Below are 19,143 nucleotides of genomic sequence, written 5' to 3' on the forward strand. Positions count from 1 at the left end.
GGGAGTTAAATGATAAAAATCAGTTAGAAAAGAAAAAGCCTCAGGAAAAACCTGAGGCTTGGTGCGCGCGGAAGGATTCGAACCCTCAACCCTCGGAGCCGAAATCCGATATTCTATCCAATTGAACTACGCACGCTTCTAATTCAGCTCTGATTAAGATATAGCTGCTTTAACTTTTTCAGCTGCATCTTTCAATGTAATGGCCGAGGATACTTTTAATCCTGATTCATCAATTATTCTAGCACCTTCTTCTGCATTGGTGCCCTGTAGCCTTACTATAATAGGAACAGGTATATTTCCGATTGTCTTATAAGCTTCGACTACCCCGTTTGCGATCCTGTCACATCTTACAATTCCTCCAAATACGTTGATAAGAATGGCTTTTACATTGGGATCCTGAAGGATAATCCTAAATCCGGCTTCTACAGTGACGGCATTTGCTCCTCCTCCCACATCGAGGAAATTGGCAGGCTCACCACCTGAAAGTTTGATCATATCCATAGTAGCCATGGCTAAACCGGCTCCATTGACCATGCAGCCTACATTTCCATCCAACTTTACATAGTTAAGACCTGATTTGCCAGCTTCCACTTCCAAAGGATCTTCTTCGGCAATATCTCTCAATTCGGCAAGAGCCTTTTGTCTGTATAATGCATTGTCATCTAAACCTACTTTTGCATCAACAGCCAAAATTTTATCATCTGATGTTTTTAAAACAGGGTTGATTTCAAATTGTGCGGCATCAGATCCCACATAGGCATTGTAAAGTGAGGTGATAAACTTCACCATTTCTTTGAACGCATTGCCTTCAAGACCTAATTTGAAAGCCACTTTTCTAGCCTGAAATGGCTGTAATCCAACTTTTGGATCGATCCATTCTTTGATGATTTTTTCGGGATGTTTTTCGGCTACTTCCTCGATGTCCATTCCACCTTCTGTAGATGCCATGATGACGTTGCTTCCCCGGCCTCTATCCAACAAAATGGATAAGTAATATTCTTTCGGTTCGGAAGCTCCGGGATAATAGACATCCTCAGCTACCAGCACTTTATTTACTTTTTTGCCTTCGGCACCTGTTTGGATGGTGACCAAAGTCCCTCCAAGAATTCCGGCTGCTTTTACAGGAACATCTTCTAGGCTTTTAGCCAAAACAACACCTCGAGAACCTGTTTCATTTACCATTCCTTTTCCCCGTCCACCTGCATGGATTTGGGCTTTGATTACATACCAGGAAGTTCCGGTAGAAGCATTAAGCTTTTTGGCAGCTTCCAATGCTCCTTCAGGGCTGTCTGCGACTATCCCTTCCTGAATCCTGACGCCATAGCTTTTCAAAAGTTCTTTAGCTTGATATTCGTGTATGTTCATCCTTATGAAAATTTTTGCCCGAAGTTAAGCGCTACATGTTTATTTATCAAATTAACATCCGGTCTTTTGGTAAATAAATCCCTTCAATGGTCAGATAGGAATCTGTAATTTTTATATTTGTTGACTAAAAACACAATATATGTTAGTTGCTAATGGAATCCACAAAAATTATGGAGACTTACATGTGCTCAAAGGGGTGGATGTGAAAATCAATTCCGGTGAGGTGGTGTCCATCGTGGGCTCTTCAGGTGCCGGAAAAAGTACGCTGCTGCATATTTTAGGCACTTTGGATCAGGCTGACAAAGGTGATGTTCATATCGGCAATACCTTGATAACCGGTCTGAAAGGAGACAAGCTGGCTGAATTCAGAAATAGGGAAATCGGTTTTATATTCCAGTTCCACAATCTGCTCCCTGAGTTTACTGCGGAAGAAAACATCATGATTCCCGGATTGATAGCCAACAGGCCTATGAATGAACTTCGAAAAAGAGCAGGACAATTGGCTGAGAGATTGGGTATTAGCAGCAGGCTAGGGCATAAGCCTTCCGAGCTTTCGGGTGGGGAGCAACAAAGGGTGGCTGTCGCAAGGGCTTTGGTCAATGACCCAAAAATTATTTTTGCAGATGAACCAAGCGGAAACCTCGATTCAAAAAGTGCCCAAGCACTGCACAAGTTGTTTTTTGAATTGAGAAAAGAATTTGGGAAGTCTTTTGTCATCGTCACGCACAACCAAGAGTTGGCACAAATGGCCGACAGAACTTTGGTGATGCAGGACGGCAAGATAATAGGTCAATAACCCGCAATTTTTTCGTTTAAGTTTTGAATTTTGTCTCAAAACCGGCCGATAATTAAATTTATTCGAACCAAACGGTTTTGGTTTTTCTTATTCCATTAGATTTGGAAAAACCTTTTAACCTTGAATAAAAAAAGTGTTCAGCATATGTTGTTGGCAGGGTTTCTTTTTTCCCTGATGAATGTTTCGGTGAAACTGATTCCACATATTCCTGCCATTGAAATCATCCTGTTCCGTTCCGTTTTTAGCCTGATTCTAACTTATATTTTACTCAAAAGAGAAGCAGTTCCTGTTTTTGGAAACAATAAAAAACTACTGATCCTGAGAGGAATAGCGGGCTCTATCGGCTTGATGACATTTTTTTATACACTACAAAGTATTCCTTTGGCAAGTGCGGTCACCATCAATTATTTGGCTCCTATTTTCACCACGATTTTGGGTATATTTATTGTAAAGGAAAATGTCCGGGCAAAGCAATTCTTGTATTTCGGAATTTCCTTTGCAGGAGTCGTGATCATTCAGGGTTTTGATCCTAGGATTACTTTTTTGGATATGACTATTGGATTGATTTCGGCCTTTGCGATGGGCCTTGCTTACAATATCATCAGGAAAATCAAAAATTCGGAGCATCCTTTGGTCATCATGTTTTATTTTCCTTTCATCACCATACCAATAGCTGCTTTGATTAGCTATTTTGTATGGATAGTACCCGTTGGATGGGATTGGGGGATTTTATTGGCAGTGGGTTTACTGACCCAATTTGCCCAATATTTCATGACTTTGGCCTATCAAAATGCTAACCTCTCCAAAGTCGCTAGCCTCAGTTATATTGGAATTGTTTATGCATTGAGTTTTGGCTTCCTTATTTTTGGTGAAACTTATAGCCTGATGGTATTTTTCGGTATGGTTTTGGTTCTGTTCGGAGTGGCAATGAACATTTTCAAATAAAATGGTACCAAAATAGGGTTTACTTTAGGCAGACACAAAAAGCTTTTTTATGAAAAATTTGTTGAAATTTTTCATAAACTGCAATCCATAAGCCTATTGATATCCATTTTTATAAACCTGATCGCTTGGTTTATATTTTCCCGGTTTATGATGGCACTGATCAATTCTTGGTCTGAATATTTCTCGGTTTTTTTCATTCCCTTATACTTGTTTGTCGTAGCTGTATTGTGAATTGTAACCTGAATTGGTCGCCAATTTCAAAAAGAATTCCGAATAGGATTCATTTATTGTGTTTCTGTTTTTGCCAAGTCAGTATATTGCAAATTGAAAGAAAAGAAAACAGTTTTTATCTAAGAAATTTTTCACATGAAAATCACAAAGGATTTATACCATGGGTCATTGGCACTGTTGACCGATTTTTATCAATTGACGATGGCTTATGGGTATTGGAAATCCGGAAAGGCCGAACAGGAGGCTGTTTTCAATCTTTTCTTCCGAAAGCATCCTTTCCAAAGCGGTTTTACCCTTGCAGCCGGCTTGGAATATGTCATAGACTTTTGCAGCAATTTTCATTTTGATGAGAAAGACCTGACTTTTCTTTCCGAGATGAAAAACAGCGACGGTTCCTCCACTTTTGAGCCTGCCTTTTTATCCTATCTACAACACATGGAATTCAAATGTAGCATTGAGGCAGTTGAAGAAGGAACGGTTGTTTTTCCGCATATTCCAATGGCCAAGGTCACGGGGCCTTTGTTGCAATGTCAATTATTGGAAACACCGCTTTTGAACATCATCAATTTTCAAACCTTGATAGCCACTAAAGCCGCTAGGATTTCTTTTGCTGCCCAGGGTGATCCTGTCATGGAGTTTGGATTAAGAAGGGCGCAGGGAATTGACGGCGCATTGGCGGCAAGCAGGGCATCCTATATCGGTGGCTGTGCTTCGACCAGCAATGTTTTGGCAGGTAAGTTATTCGGAATCCCTGTTTCAGGGACACACGCCCACAGTTGGATCATGTCATTTGATTCGGAATTGGAAGCATTTAAAGCTTATGCAGACGCTTTTCCGGACAAATGTGTGTTTTTGGTCGATACATACGATACCATTAGCGGGATCCGAAATGCAATCGAAGTCGGTAAAATGTTAAAGGAAAAAGGAAAGGAGTGGATAGGTGTCCGGATTGATTCAGGTGATTTGGCTTATTACAGCAATATAGCCCGCGAGATGATGGATGAGGCGGGATTTCCTGATGCAAAGGTGGTAGCATCAAATGACCTTGACGAGCATATCATCACCTCATTGAAAGTACAGGAAGCCTCCATCGATATTTGGGGCGTGGGGACCAAATTGGTAACTGCCTTTGACCAGCCTGCACTTGGGGCAGTATATAAATTGTCAGCCATCAAAACCCAGGAGGGGATTTGGGAGCCAAAGGTGAAAGTTTCCCAACAATCCATCAAAATCAATATCCCCGGCAACCATAATGTGGTGCGATTCAGCAAAAACGGAAAAGCCGTGGCGGATATGATTTATCTGGTATCCAAAGATTTGGGAGAAGATGAGTTTGTCATCATTGATCCCATTGATCCTACTAAAAGGAAAAAAATCAAAGCAAAAGGACTGGACAAGGATGTTTTGCTCAAACCGATATTTGAAAAGGGGAACAAAGTCTACGCTGTGCCTGATATTCACAAGATCAAGGAAAAGGCAGTGCGCAACCTCGCCCGGTTCGACAAAGCCTTAAAGAGATTGGTCAATCCCCATATCTATCCGGTCGGATTGGAAGATGGCTTATACCAGCTTAGAAACGACCTGGTATTCAAAATGAAAAATTATGATGGAGAAGAAAATAATATTTAGCATACCGGATTACAAATACCTTCAGGAAGAGATACTGCAACTTGGTGACTTCGAAAAAGGCATAATCGAAGTCAAGTTGTTCCCTGATGGAGAGCGGTACCAACGCATCATGACGCCTGTCAATGGCAAGGATGTGGTCCTGATAGGGGGAACGATTTCAGACTCAGATACACTTGAAATTTACGATTTGGCCTATGCCTTGATCAAATACGGAGCAAGGTCTATCCAGTTGTTTTTCCCGTATTTTGGATACAGTACCATGGAAAGGGCTGTAAAAATAGGGGAGGTAGTGACCGCCAAATCCCGGGCGGTGATGTTTTCTTCTTTGCCGAGGACAAGTCTTGGAAATCATTTCGTGTTCTTTGACCTACACTCTGAAGGGATTCCGCATTATTTTGAAGGGCAGGCATTGATCAACCATGTCTATTGTAAACCCATCATCATCAAGGCAGCTTTGGAATTGGCCGAAGATGGATTTGTGATGGCCTGCACCGATGCGGGCAGGGCAAAATGGGTGGAATCTTTGGCCAATGAAATGGGTGTCAATGCTGCTTTTGTTTTCAAAAGAAGGATTTCCGGCGATAAAACCGAAGTGACAAGTATCTCAGCAGATGTGGAAGGCAGAGATGTGGTGATCTATGATGACATGGTCAGGACCGGCGGTTCCCTTATCAATGCTGCCAAAGCATATAAGTCAGCGGGCGCAAAGAAGATATTTACCATTACTACCCATGGATTATTTTCCAATGATGCTTTGAAAAAAATCCAGGAATCTGGGGTGATAGAAAAAGTCGTTTCCACCAATTCCCATCCGAACAGTTTCGCAAACCAATCTGACTTTTTACAAATTAAATCCATTGCACCTTTGATTCTTGAGCAATTGATTTAATACTCAATATCCTATTGGTCTTGCACTCTTTCCACTCCCTAACTATTAGCCAAATAACTAATAACCATTAACCCAATAACCAATCCACCAAAAACCACAATCAAATGAAAGCACTTATCATCGTAGACGTCCAAAATGATTTTATTCCCGGAGGAGCTTTGGCAGTAAAGGAAGGTGATGAAGTCGTACCGATTATCAACGAACTTCAGCAAAAGTTTGATTTTATCGTCGCTACGCAAGATTGGCACCCCGCAGACCATGGCAGCTTTGCCGCCAACCATGCCCAAAAAAGCGTAGGGGAGTTCATTGAATTGAACGGTGTCTCCCAGATTTTATGGCCGGTCCATTGTGTGCAGGGTACAAAAGGTGCAGAATTCCATCCCGATCTTAAGACAGAAAAGTGGAAGGCTGTTTTCAAAAAAGGGTCAAATCCAAAAGTTGACTCTTATAGTGGATTTTTTGACAACAACAGAATGGGTGACACCGGACTGAGTGCTTTTTTGAAAGAAAATGGGATAGAAGAAGTTTTTGTCTGTGGTTTGGCAACGGACTATTGTGTGAAGTTCACGGTTTTGGATGCGATTTCGGAAGGGTTTAAAACAACCCTAATAGCTGATGCAACCCGCGCAGTAAACATCCAAGAAAATGATGACCTCAAGGCAATCAAGGAGATGTCAGCCTCGGGTGCAAAAGTTGTTTACGCAGATGAGATTCTTTATTTCTCGTGACCAAAGGTACATTGGCTCGGTCTAGTCAAATTTAATTTTGCATTTTACTGAAAACAAAAATTCAATCATGACACAGAGTATAAAATTGCTTTCCCTTACCTTTTTGTCTTTTTTCTTGGTTTTGGGTAATGTTTTCAGTCAAAATAACAGGGAAACAGAATATAAAAGCATCGGTTGGTATGCCTTTTTCGGTAATTATAAAATAGATGATAAATGGAGCCTTCATGGAGAATTCCAATGGCGGAGAGTGGATTGGATTTCTAATCCACAACAGAACCTGTATCGTGTCGGAGTGAATTATAAAATCCACCCTCAGGTGACATTCAGGTTAGGGTATGCCTTTGCTGATACTTTTAACTATGGGGAACAGCCCATCGCAAGAAATGGGATCAGATTTCCCGAGCACCGGATTTATCAAATGGCATTGATCAGCAATCCAATAGGAAAGGTGCTCCTTTCGCATCGGTTTATGCTCGAACAGAGGTGGGTAGGAAGAAGCCTCGATCCCAATGCTACCAAGGCTGATGAGTCTGTTTTTCTAAATAGGGTCCGCTATATGCTTCGGGCCGACCTGCCTTTGGATGGACCGACCTTGGAGGACAAGGAACCCTATTTGGCTGTTTATGATGAAATAATAATTGGCTTTGGAGGAAATGTTAACCAAAATATTTTTGATCAAAACCGGTTAGGAATCCTAGCCGGATACCGGTTTTCAGGATCTGTAAAAATTGAAGGTGGCTATTTCAATCAGATTCTACAGTTTGGAAGGCTGGTCAACGGGAAAAATTACTTTCAAAATAATCAAGGGCTTATCATAAATTCATTTTTCAATTTTTGATTCTTAGAACCTAAAGCAAGGGATGATGGTACTTCTTCTGTTTCGCTGATTGGGATCGCCGTAGAGAAAAGAATATCTGATGGAAATCTCATGGGCACCCCCTGAGCTGCTTAGGGCAAGTTTGGAAGTGGTAAAATCAAAACTGTAGCCGATATCGAGTCCACTTTCCAAAGTCAGACCAATCAATCCTATAAAAGCTTCATTGTTTGGCAGGGAGTATTTGACAGGAAATCCCCGATACCAAACCCCAACCACCAATGGCTGTATGAAGAATTGGGCACCGACATCCAATTGGTTGAATGGATCCTGATGCTTGTAATTGAAAGCTATGAAGGCTGATCTTTCCTGACGGGAATTGCTGAAATAATTATTAATGAATCCCTCTCCCAAATCTAATTTCAATCCACCATGTGCGGACAGTTTCATGGGAAGTTTGCTGACGTTTCCATCCAAAAACGAGGTATTAGGTTGGGTCAAATGATGTCCTGAGATACCTAGCCAAAGGGTTTCGGTATGGAAAAGCATCCCAAAGTTGAAATCCATAAACTGATGCCTGTAGTCGTCAGAAAAAAGCTCGCCACTGAAATCATCCACGATTCCTTTATCGATGTTCAATTGTGAACCAAAAACCAAATCTCCAAAATAGGCATCCCTGGAAATATAACTCGCCTGACCGCCAAATCTCAAGAACGATTCATAACCCAATTGCAATCGGTAGGAATATGTCAGGCCTATTTCATTGGTGCTCAACTTGGCCATACTTTCTCTGTTTCCATTGAAAATCAATCCAATTCCACTGTTGATATCAAACATGTAATGGTCGATATAGGCGGAATAGGAGTTGAAGGAATGGTCGAGTCCGGGCCATTGATTCCTGTAATTGGCACCTACACGCGTCAGTTCCGAAGCCCCTGTAAACGCAGGATTTAAGAATAGGGGTGCCGCATAAAACTGCGAAAACTGCACATCTTGAGCACTGGCTTCAAAAGTCAGGAAAAGGATCATGATTATGTAAAATATCTTTTTCATCTTGTTCAGTACCTCATTTTAGAAATTCCGGTGTTTCTTTTGGGTTAAATTCTTTACAACAGGCAGGGGTGAAATCATCTGTCTGATTGATTTTTTTAGCATTCAGAAAAAACCTTGACATCCCTGATGATTGGGCAGGTAGCCTTCCGTAGATCTGAACCAAAGCGGTCAGAAAAAACACAATCCATGAAAATGTAACAGAGTCAAGATTTACCATATAAGACCTACTTTGAATTCATCTCCATTTTGGGAATTGAGCGTTTCAATTAATTTTTTTCAATCCCACCCAATTTGGTTTTTTCAAAGTGACTCATAGGAGTACTTTTTTGACTTAATTGTCAATAGACCTGCGGATTTTAATCGCTGGTTTTTGCAGAATAAGTCATAAAAAAGGTATTTCGTTTTTTGATATAAAATTCTATGTATTTTATATATACATAAAGGAAATACTTTAAATCGGGTGATTTACAGTAATAAACAGAATAATATAAGAAAATCCAAGAAAAGACAATAAAAATAAAAATCGATTTTTGGGAATGAAAAATGATTATTTTGTCCAAATCAAAGTTGAAATCCAACCTTGCAATACTCAAATTTGGAAGCCAAAAAATAGATCAATTTGTTTGTTAAAAACAGGTTTTCAATGGAAACAAAACCGCCGTCCCAAAAGCCGGACGGCGGTATAAATAGTGGTTTAATATCCCTATTATAGAACTAGGGTAAATACTCCTGTTTGACTGCCTTTTTCCCCATCGACAGCCTTGAAGATGATCTTATAGACATAATTGCCATTAGGGCTCATCGTGCCGTTGAGGGTGCCGTCCCATCCTGCATCTTCTTTGCTGAAAGCAGAGTAAACCAACTCTCCCCACTTGTTGAAGATGTGGAATTCAAAATCTTCTATTCCTCTCATTTTCGGGATAAAAGTATCATTGAGTCCATCACCGTTAGGGGTGAAGGCATTAGGAACCAAAATCCTGTAGGAACCAAACACTTCAATTTCCATCTTGGTATCGGACACGCAGCCCAATTCGTCGAACGTTTTCAGTGAAATGGTATACTTACCTGTTTTGGTGAAGGTATGGAGCGGGTTTTGTTCATTGCTCTTGGTTCCATCTCCAAAATCCCATTCCCAGGCGATTACCTGCCCGAGAGTAGCATCATTGAATTGGACAGGTTCGTTGACCAATATTTCCCCTTGTGTGCCGATGGAAATCACCGTGTAAGTGAATGCCGCATCCGTGAAGGCGATTGGCATGGTCACTTCTTTGGAAACTTCAACCAAACAGCCATTTCTGTCGGTGACGATCGCGGTGATTTCACCATCTTCATAGAAGTTGGTTTCTTCCACATTTGCAGAACCTGTGTTCCATTCGATTCGGTAATCAGGAGTACCGCCTTTGATAACCACCCAAGCCACTCCGGTCAATTCCCTTGTCTCGCAATTGACATCAAACCTGGTGAAGAGTCTTACCTCAAGTGGATCAGGTTGTTTGATTGCAAAAGTTTTGGTGGTTATACAACCGTTGTCGTCTGTTACACTTACGGTATAATTCCCGGCGGGAAGGTCTTTTCTGTTTAGGGTTTGGACCGGGGAATCGGTCCATTGGATCCTGTATGGTTGAATACCTCCGGTGATTTCCAAGTCTATAAAGCCATTTTCATCGCCATAGCAATCAAGCATTTCAGAATAAGTGCTCTCGATGATGATAGGATCGGGTTCAGATACCACAAATGTTCCTCCTGTCGTACATCCGTTTCTATCAGTAATCAGGACGTCATAGGTATTGGGAGCAAGATTTCTTACTATTCTACTGTTGGCACCATGGGACCACTTATAGGTATAAGGAGCAGCTCCACCGATGACATTGAGTGTAATAGAACCATTGTTACTTCCGGCGCATTTGCTATCCTCAACAGTTTCTCTGAAGAAAAGTAATTCAGGTTCACGGATATTGTATGTACCGGTTACGATACAACCAAGGGAATCTTCCACTGTCACATTGTAAGTACCGGCAGCTAGATTGGTTGCTGCCAATTGTCCTTGGAGGCCATTGCTCCAGGTGATTTTGTAAGGTGCTTTACCTCCTGTAATCCCTATTTCAATAAGTCCATCCAGGCCGCTGAAACATGAAACAGCTTTAATTTTCAGGAGACTGATCCTGAGGTTCAATGGTCTGGCGATTTCTGTAGTTTGGGAAACTGAACAACCTTTGGCATCCGTAACGATCAAAGTGTAAGATCCCGGAAGCAAATCAGTGATGGTCGAAGAAGTTGCTCCATTTGACCACAGATAACTGTAAGGTGCTTGTCCTCCTGTCACAGTGGATACAATTTCCCCTCTTTCCCCACTGGTACACACTGCAAATTTTCCATCGAGTTGGAGGTCCATAGGTAGGGAAGGAGGAGGTACCCTGAAATCATCTGTGACAACACATCCCTTAGCATCTGTTACCACCACAGAATAATTTCCAGGTGTAATACCAATCAGATTTTGGGTTTTTGCCCCGTTTGACCAAGCAAAGGTATATGGTGCTGTTCCTCCCGTGACGGTCAGGTTCAATTCGATGAGCTGGTCAAATTTGCAGAGTTCTGTAGAACTTGTTGCCGAGAGGGCCAATTCAGCCACAGGCTCAGTGAGGGTATAAGTAGCACTTACCAAACAGGCATTGCCATCAATGATAAAGACTGTGTAAATTCCGGCACGCAATCCGGTGAGGTCAGATCCGGTCATGCCATTGCTCCATTGGATGTTGTAGGCGCCTGTTCCCCCTGAAATATTGATCTTGATCCTTCCGTCGTTTCCAAACTTACAGGATACATCCTGCTTGGAGTCTAGGGAAACAGCTATCGGAAGTGGTTCCAATATGTCAAAGGTTTGACTGACTATACATCCTTTGCTGTCTCGGACATTGACAGTATATGATCCTCCTGATTTGCCATTGATTGCCCGGGTTGTTTCGCCTGAGGACCAACTGAAGGTGTATGGTGCGGTTCCACCGTTAACAATCAGATCAATGCTGCCATTGTTTTCCCCTGCACATCTTACGTTGGATAGGATAGGGGATACAGCCAATGGCTCTGCAGGTTGTGTGATTGTATATTCTCTGGTGATGACACAGTTCAAAGGATCAAGGATAGTAGCCACATAAACGCCGATCGGTAGGTTATTGACCACGTTTCCTGTTCCCACAGTAGCTCCTGTCACTTTGTTTCTCCAATTGACAGTGAAACCGCCGTTTCCTCCGGTGATTGCCAGAGAAATGCTGCCGTCACTGCCGCCAAAACAGCTTACAGGATTGATGGTTTCTATTGCCAATATGGGAGATGGCTGTGTAATGACCACATTGCTTCGGGCAATACAACCATTGGCATCGGTGATTACCACTTCATAGTTGCCCGGAGCCAATCCAGTCCTGTTTGCTTGTGTATTCCCATCTGACCACCTGATGGTGTATGGGGCGGTGCCTCCTGAAAATATCGCCGTTGCAGTCCCGTTGTTTTGGTTGAAACAGGTGACATTGGCTTTATTGACAGTTAGGGCAATAGGTGTTGGTTCGGTGATGGTGATTTGCTTCACAGGGGATACACAACCATTCGCATCCATGACGGAGACGTTGTAGACTCCCGGCCTTAAACCGTTTGCTGTCAGTCCCGGATATTGGATGCCGTTCATGACCAAGGTATAACCTGGTTTTCCACCTGAACCTACCACAGTAATAGAACCGTTTTGTGATCCAAAACAAGTGATATTGGTTGATGTAGAAGTGAAATCAACCGGAGTGGTATCTGCAATTACAAAATCCCTGGTGGCCACACAACTGTTTTCGTCCAAAACCTCCAAAGTATAAACCCCTGCAGGCACACCGGAAAGGTCTTGGTTAGTGCCTACGACCAGATTGGAGGAATTCAACCACCTGTAGGTATAGCTTCCTGTTCCTCCTGTTATGGAAACTTTGATTTCCCCATCTGAAGAGCCAAAGCAGCTAACATCTATAATTTCATCTTGGATAATTTCAATAGGAGTAGTATCAAGGATAGTTACGGTCCTTATCCACTCGCAACCTTTGATATCAACTACTCGGAGATTGTAAGTACCGGGCGCCAAATCCGTAAAACCAATAGTACCACTTGGATCGACGGTATATTCGATACCGTTCAAATAGGCAAGGTAGCTGCCGTTTCCACCGGCTATGGTAAGGTTGATGTCGGAAAGATCCCCGAAGCAAAGTACTTCCTCTTGATAATCCACTGTCACTGATAGTGGCTGTGCAGGTTGGCCAATGACTACCTGAATGACGTCTGACTTACAGGTGCCATTCAATGTGAAGGCGTTGTAAGTTCCTGCCGTTAAGCCGGTGACCGTATTTCCGGATATTTCCAATCCGTTGAAGAAAATCCTGTAGGTAGAAAATGCACCTCCTGTTGGGGTGAAAACGACCGTGCCATCATTACCTCCAAAGCAGGAAACATCTGTAGTTACCGCATCGAGGACGACTTTGGATGGTTCGCGGATCTGAACGGTTTCAACAACATCAGCACAACCACCATCCGACACAGTATAGGTATAATACCCTGCAACCAAACCTGTAAGGGTAGTCAGGTTATTTGAACCCGGAATCGGTGCGAAAGTGGTATTGTCAACAGAGTAAGTCCAGGATATAGCGTATGGTTTGGTGCCACCTGTAATCTGAAGACTGATTTCAGAAGTTCCACCAAAGCAAAGAATATCTGCATAGGTGGCTGCTGCCTGCAAAGAAAGCGGTTGGGTAAGTGTTCTAGGTGGAATCGTTACAGTACAACCGTTGGCATCCACAGCAGTAAAGGTGTATGCCACCAAAGCGTCCAAATTATTGAATACGACAACCTGGTTTTCATTAGCCAGATAATCTACTCCTTGGAATGTAATAGTGTAAGGGGCAGTTCCTCCGGTCAGGGAGAGCGAAATGCTTCCATCACCAGATTCAAAGCAGCTCAAGTTGGTCGAAGTGTAATCCAAGATACTTAGGGGAGCGGCAGGCTCGGCCATGCTGATATTGACATCAGCAGAAATACAGCCTTTAACATTGTCTACAGCATATACAAGGTAATTGCCTGCTTGGGCCATGAAAGTATTTCCAAAAATCTGGCTTCCATTGACGAAATAGGTGAAGTTGGTAGATGCTCCGGAGGCAGCCTGAAGAGTGACCAAGGCGGATTGTCCATAACACAATATATCAGCTGCGACATAAGTCAAAGTTACCGCACTTCCATCAGCAATGATCACTGTGTTTGAAACCACTGCACAACCATTTGCTTCCTGTACAGAGTACCTGTATTGGCCGGCTGTCGCATTGCTGAGTCTTTTGGTTGTAGCAGGCAATGTTTCCCATATGCTAGTCCCTGTATTGAATTTTTCCCATACATAGGTGTATGGTTCAAGGCCTCCCACCGGTGTCAATTCAATAAAGGTGGTGCCTCCTTGACAAAGAATAGTTCCTGAAGTTGAGCTGACCGTAAATGTTCCTGGCTGGGAAATGGTCACCAAAGTGCTTACCTGACAGACATTGTTGTTGTCCAAAACCTCAAGGGTGTAGTTTCCTGCGGCAAGGCCAGGGAATGAGTAAACAGTGTTTTCAGAAAGGGTGTTCAGCGTGAGAACAGGTCCTGCCACAGGGGTAAGAGTAGCGGTATAAAGAGGGCGACCACCGGTGATTTCAAAAGAAACAATCCCTGTAGATGATCCAAAACAGTTGGCATCTGTTTTTACCAAATTGATGATTTCCAATGGTCTTGCCGGCTGCGTGATGACTACCAACTCGGGATCAGATTCACAACCAAGGTTATCGACAATTTTGATCAGATAATTTCCTGGCGCAAGTCCAAAGAATGAAGTCTGAACTCCCTGACTGACACCATTGATAAAGACTGTAAATGTTCTTCCACTTTGGACTATCGGACTGAGTAATTCTATGATTCCGTCATTGCTTCCAAAGCAGGAAACATCTTGGGAATTGATGGTAAAATCAGGTTTTACAGGAGCAATAATGGTAAATGTACCCACATTGTCTGGACAGCCTGAATCATCAATGGTCCAAGTGTAATCACCGGCAGGTAGGTTTTCAAAATCAAAGGTGCCTTCATCCTCATTGCTAAATGTTCTTGAATAGCCGTTGAGCGAGGTAAGAGTCAGGTTCTTTCCTGGAGAACCGCCTGTAAAGGTGATACTGAAGGAACCGAATTCACCATTACATACAGGTTGGACTATCGTTTCAGAGATTAAGATTTCATCAGGTTGGGTAATGACATAATCAGGAGACTCAATCATACAACCACCTGCATAAGTGATTTCCATGAAGTAGGTACCTTCAATCAAAGATCCCAAGCTCGCCTCTGTAATCGGGATTTTTCCCCCGATCAGGTTTCTTCTATACCACTGAACAGTGATACCTGTCGTATTTCCGGATACTGCAAATCTGATGACACCATCATTTCCACCATAACAGCTCACATTTTTTTCAACTTCTGCATCAAATACAGGCGGATTTGGTTCATCGATGGTGATGGTTGAGGTTACTTCACAACCTGCCGCATCTGTAACTTTGACATCGTAGGTGCCAATAGGAAGACCGGATAAAATGGCATTGGTGATGACTTGCCAAGTTCCTGAATAGAAAATCGAGTACGTATAAGATGGCACACCACCAAAAGCCGAAAGGAAAAGAATACCGGATTCTCCAGGACAGCTAGCGTCCTGTGGATTGGTAAAGAGCTGAAGCGGATTTTTTGGACCAGGGACACTGTAAGTTTGAGAAACCATACAAGCACCTCCCAAGCTATATTCAACCCTGTAGAAACCCGGAGTTAAACCGGAAACCGTGGTAGTGTTTTCAGCAATTTGTGTATTGGTATTCAATTCAATCCACCTGCTGTAGCTCAATCCTGGAATCCAACCTACAAAAGCCACCTCAATCGAAGCGTCATTATATGCACAGGATGGGGCACTCAAATTGACAAGGTTGATCTCCAAAGGAGCCGGTTGGGTGATTTCAATATTTTCAAGTCTAGCCTCACAGCCATTTGCATCACGGACAGTTACTGAATAAAATCCTGCTGAAAGGTTATTTGGATTTTGGTTGATAAATCCATGGTCCCAAGCAAAGAAATAAACCCCCGTGCCGCCGGTTACATTGATGGTAATCCTGCCGTCATTTCTTCCAAAACAAGAAACTTCATCTTTGCTCACCAGAGAAACCATCAATGGATTCGGAGCATTGACATCCACTTCCAATTCTCTTGAGCAGGAATTGGCATCTGTGACAATGACTTTGTAAGTACCTTCACCGATATTGGCCAATGTCTGGGAAGTGCCTGCAATAGGGGTGAATAATCCCGGAGAAGTTTCTTTTTGCCAAACAATCGTATAAGCAGGATTGCCGCCCCCAATCTGGATTTCAATTCTTCCGTCAGTGGAATCATGACATTTTGGTTCTACCACATTGAGCAGGTTGATGACAATACCACTCGGAGGCTGATTGACCAAGATATCCTTCAATTCTTTGAAACAGCCGTTGGCATCAGTGACAGTCACATTATAAAGGCCTGCCGGGATGGAACTGATGTCCTGAGTGGTTGCGGTATATCCCGATGGACCGGTCCAGGCATAAGTATATGCTCCCGTTCCACCTGTGGCTGTGATATTTATTCCGCCGGTACTTTCACCGAAACACAAAATGTTCAAAACCCCATCCAAGTTAAGTTCCAATTCAGGGGTAGGAGGGATGGTGAAAGTTTGTTGTACAAAACAAGCATTGTTGCCTAGGTCGAATACCTTGACAGTATATTGTCCGGGAGCGACGTTGGTGAGGTTTTGGGAAGTTGAGATGATGGTAGAAAAATTGCCTGCCACAAACCAGTTCACACCAAGATTTCCTGTGCCACCGGCTATGTCAATGGAAATGCTTCCGTTATTTTGACCAAAACAGACTTCAGGAGTAATGACCACATTGCTGATGGTGATTTGAGGAAGAGAGGTAACATCGAAATTGAGGTTTGGAACCACACAGCCATTGGCATCTCTGATAGCCACAAAATTATTGGTTGATGCTCCTAATCCTCCGATGGTCGCAGCCCCAACCGACGTGGTAGCAAAGGCCCCGCCATTGAGTGAATAAGAATAAGGTGCCGTACCGCCTGAAATCGTAAAGCTTACCGTTCCGGACAACTCCCCAAAACAAGCCACATCCACCACTACCGGAGGACTTACCTGAAGAGGAAGCGGTTCATTCACGGTGTATTCTTTAGAAACAATACAACCATTTTGGTCAGTTACAATTAACTTGTAGATACCACCGGTGAGGTTGATCAGGTTAAGGGATGTCTGACCTGGAATGTCAACAAATGTTCCCAACACTGCCTTTTGCCATTGATAAGTCAAAGTGCCTGTCCCACCGCTTGTGGTCAGGCCGGTAATGGATCCGTTGCCATCTCCGGCACATAGTAAATGTTTGATCACCAGATTATTTTCGTTGATGGTGATTCCGGGAGGATTGACTACATCAACAAATTCTGTGATTTTGCAATTAAGACCATAAGAAACGACTACTTCATATTGCCCTGCAGGAAGATTATTGAAAGTTACATCATTGCCGCTTTTGGTTTCTCCATTAGCCGTAACTGTAAAGGGAGTCACGGTATCTGCAATCTGAACTCGGATACTCCCGTCATTTCCTCCAAAACAAATTGGATTGACAGGGGTATAGGTCACTACAGGGGCCGCCGGTACCGGAACCACGATACTATATACTACTTCACAACCTTTGGAATCCCTTACTCTTACAGTATTTGAACCTGCAGGAAGATTAAAAGCCGTAGCAGTAGTTTCGCCGTTGCTCCACAGATAAGTGAAGCCTCCCCAGCCGCCTGCCATATTATAAACCCTGGCAGAACCATTGTTGGCGCCTGCGCATGCCAGTCCGTTTAACAGTTCAATCTGGCCTGTTACAGGTGCAGGTGGACCGGTGATGGTTACACTAAGATCGACAAAACACCCTTCTTTGTCCGAAACCCGAACTGTATATGTTCCCGGAGCAAGGCCGGTAACTGTTCTGGTGGTTTGTCCGCCACTCCACAAATATTTATAACTTCCCCATCCCCCGGATCTGTTGACAGTAGCAGTACCGTTGTTTTGTCCAAAGCAGGTCAATGTCGTCGAGGAGATCGAGGCAGTCAAAGCACTTGGCGGGGCAGGTACATTAACAGTGTAATCTAGGGTACATTCAGGGTAATTGACGCCTCCATGTTTTATGGTAATGGTATGAACACCGGAACCAAAACCGGTGAACGTCCTTGTCCCCGATGTTGCGCCTATTGCGATATTTTGACCGGTGACCGCTACTGTTCCATTTGGTCTTCTGATTTCAACAACCACATTGGCAGGTGGAAATGCGAATCCCATAAAAAGTCGGTTGACGTCTATTTTGATGGTTCCGTCCGTCCCACCAAAACAAGTAACTCCCTCAGCCGAAGGAATGGCTTCCAAAAGTGTTTCATTTCCAATATTGAATACCAACTCTTCAGGACAACTTGCCAACCTATATTGGTCGATGATTTCCAATACATAGTCTCCTTCGGGCAATTGGTCATACCTGATCTGTCCAGCTGGGGCAGGAAGCCAACCTGTGACGTAAGTGCCGTTTGATCTTCTGATTCTGAACTGAACTGTCCCTACAAATCCCGAAGCATCAAAAGTGATTCCTCCATTGTCCACGCAGGTCTCCGGAAAAGTTCCCACCCCGGCACCGGGTGTCAATACAAGTGGATCAATTTCTTCAATTTCGATTTCGGTCAATTCCTTACAACCTGTGGCATCGATGACCTCCACCAAATATTTGCCTGCCGGAACGCCGCTCAGGTCCAAATCTCTACCACTGATGACATTGGTCCTTACTAATGTATTGGATTCGTCAAAAAAGTTAATGGTAAAAGGAGGGATACCATTTTGGATCGTACCATAAACTCTACCGAAGCTTTCACCTTGGCAGGCCTGGTTTTCCTCATATAATATATTGAGTATAAAATTCGTGCTTCCTTTAAAGTTAATTACCTCAGTATAGGTGTTGCCGGCATTGTCTGTGACAAACAGGGTATAATCCCCGGCCTTTGCCTGAGTGATGGTGCTGAATTGGCTTTCGCTGAGCCCTGCATCTGTTTGGATGACGTCGCCACCAAAACTCCAAACATATGTATAGGGCGCCACTCCGTTTCGGACACGGATTTCTGCTTTCTTCTCACATTCTGAAAATACAAAGACGTCCTTGATGATCGGTGCTGCGACACTTTCGCTGATCTGAAAGATTACTGACAGAAAAAACACTAACCACAAAAATGATATCGAGTAAAGTTTTCTCATATGCGTTCAACTTTAAAATGATCTTCCATTGAGAACTAGGGCATTTGTTTAATTTTTCAATCAATCTGTCCCAATTTTGGAATTCAAAGCGTCTCAAATGAGTACTTTTTTACCATTCGCCCATGAAACCAGTGAATTTGGCTCACTGGTTTTTGGAGAATGACTCTTAGAAAACGTATTTCATTTTTTGATATAAAATTCTATGTATTTTATATATACATAAAAGAAATACTTTAAATCGGGTGATTCAGAGTAATAAATAGAATATTATAATAAAAACAAAGAAATGGCAATAAAAAATAG

Annotated in this window: 10 protein-coding genes and 1 tRNA gene; 6 read left to right on the forward strand and 5 right to left on the reverse strand. The window is 42.9% G+C overall.

All coding sequences use genetic code 11. The features are described from left to right. Positions 1 to 59: 59 nt before the first annotated feature. Together MMU05_RS10800 and sucC are read right to left on the reverse strand one after the other, a co-directional pair. Positions 60 to 136 (reverse strand) — tRNA-Arg (locus MMU05_RS10800). A gap of 17 nt (positions 137 to 153) precedes the next feature. Beyond that, positions 154 to 1,365 carry an ADP-forming succinate--CoA ligase subunit beta gene (gene sucC, locus MMU05_RS10805; RefSeq protein ID WP_241141694.1) on the reverse strand — a complete coding sequence of 404 codons (1,212 nt, stop codon included), beginning with the start codon at positions 1,363 to 1,365 and terminating at the stop codon, positions 154 to 156. 139 nt (positions 1,366 to 1,504) lie between these two features. Here sucC and MMU05_RS10810 point away from each other — a divergent pair, with 139 nt between their 5' ends. The 6 genes from MMU05_RS10810 to MMU05_RS10835 all read left to right on the forward strand — a co-directional run bounded on the left by MMU05_RS10810 (position 1,505) and on the right by MMU05_RS10835 (position 7,421). Further along, positions 1,505 to 2,161 (forward strand): ABC transporter ATP-binding protein, encoded by a 657-nt coding sequence (locus tag MMU05_RS10810; RefSeq protein ID WP_241141695.1) that lies wholly within the window; start codon positions 1,505 to 1,507, stop codon positions 2,159 to 2,161. 144 nt (positions 2,162 to 2,305) lie between these two features. Next, positions 2,306 to 3,106, forward strand: a complete 801-nt coding sequence (locus MMU05_RS10815) for a DMT family transporter (protein WP_241141751.1) — start codon at positions 2,306 to 2,308, stop codon at positions 3,104 to 3,106. Between the two features lie 366 nt (positions 3,107 to 3,472). Beyond that, on the forward strand, positions 3,473 to 4,966 hold the full coding sequence (locus MMU05_RS10820; RefSeq protein ID WP_241141696.1) for a nicotinate phosphoribosyltransferase: 1,494 nt from the start codon (positions 3,473 to 3,475) through the stop codon (positions 4,964 to 4,966). Further along, complete coding sequence (locus MMU05_RS10825) at positions 4,941 to 5,855, forward strand: ribose-phosphate diphosphokinase (RefSeq protein WP_241141697.1); 915 nt, start codon at positions 4,941 to 4,943, stop codon at positions 5,853 to 5,855. The genes MMU05_RS10820 and MMU05_RS10825 overlap by 26 nt, the downstream gene beginning before the upstream one ends. A 104-nt stretch (positions 5,856 to 5,959) precedes the next feature. Then, a complete protein-coding gene (gene pncA / locus MMU05_RS10830) occupies positions 5,960 to 6,583 on the forward strand; it encodes a bifunctional nicotinamidase/pyrazinamidase (RefSeq protein ID WP_241141698.1) in 624 nt (207 codons plus the stop codon). 67 nt (positions 6,584 to 6,650) lie between these two features. Continuing rightward, complete coding sequence (locus MMU05_RS10835; protein ID WP_241141699.1) at positions 6,651 to 7,421, forward strand: DUF2490 domain-containing protein; 771 nt, start codon at positions 6,651 to 6,653, stop codon at positions 7,419 to 7,421. Between the two features lie 3 nt (positions 7,422 to 7,424). On the opposite strand, the gene MMU05_RS10840 is transcribed toward MMU05_RS10835, so the two are convergent. From MMU05_RS10840 to MMU05_RS10850, 3 genes are all read right to left on the reverse strand, one after another. Next, entirely contained in the window at positions 7,425 to 8,450 is a 1,026-nt protein-coding gene (locus tag MMU05_RS10840; RefSeq protein ID WP_241141700.1) for a PorP/SprF family type IX secretion system membrane protein, read from the reverse strand. Between the two features lie 13 nt (positions 8,451 to 8,463). Then, positions 8,464 to 8,667: a hypothetical protein gene (locus MMU05_RS10845; protein ID WP_241141701.1), complete on the reverse strand. Its 204-nt coding sequence runs from the start codon at positions 8,665 to 8,667 to the stop codon at positions 8,464 to 8,466. Positions 8,668 to 9,156: 489 nt separating this feature from the next. Continuing rightward, on the reverse strand, positions 9,157 to 18,840 hold the full coding sequence (locus MMU05_RS10850) for a T9SS type B sorting domain-containing protein (RefSeq protein ID WP_241141702.1): 9,684 nt from the start codon (positions 18,838 to 18,840) through the stop codon (positions 9,157 to 9,159). Positions 18,841 to 19,143 lie beyond the last annotated feature (303 nt).

Origin of the sequence: Cognataquiflexum rubidum (genome assembly GCF_022538115.1) — a bacterium.
Taxonomy (GTDB): domain Bacteria; phylum Bacteroidota; class Bacteroidia; order Cytophagales; family Cyclobacteriaceae; genus Cognataquiflexum; species Cognataquiflexum rubidum.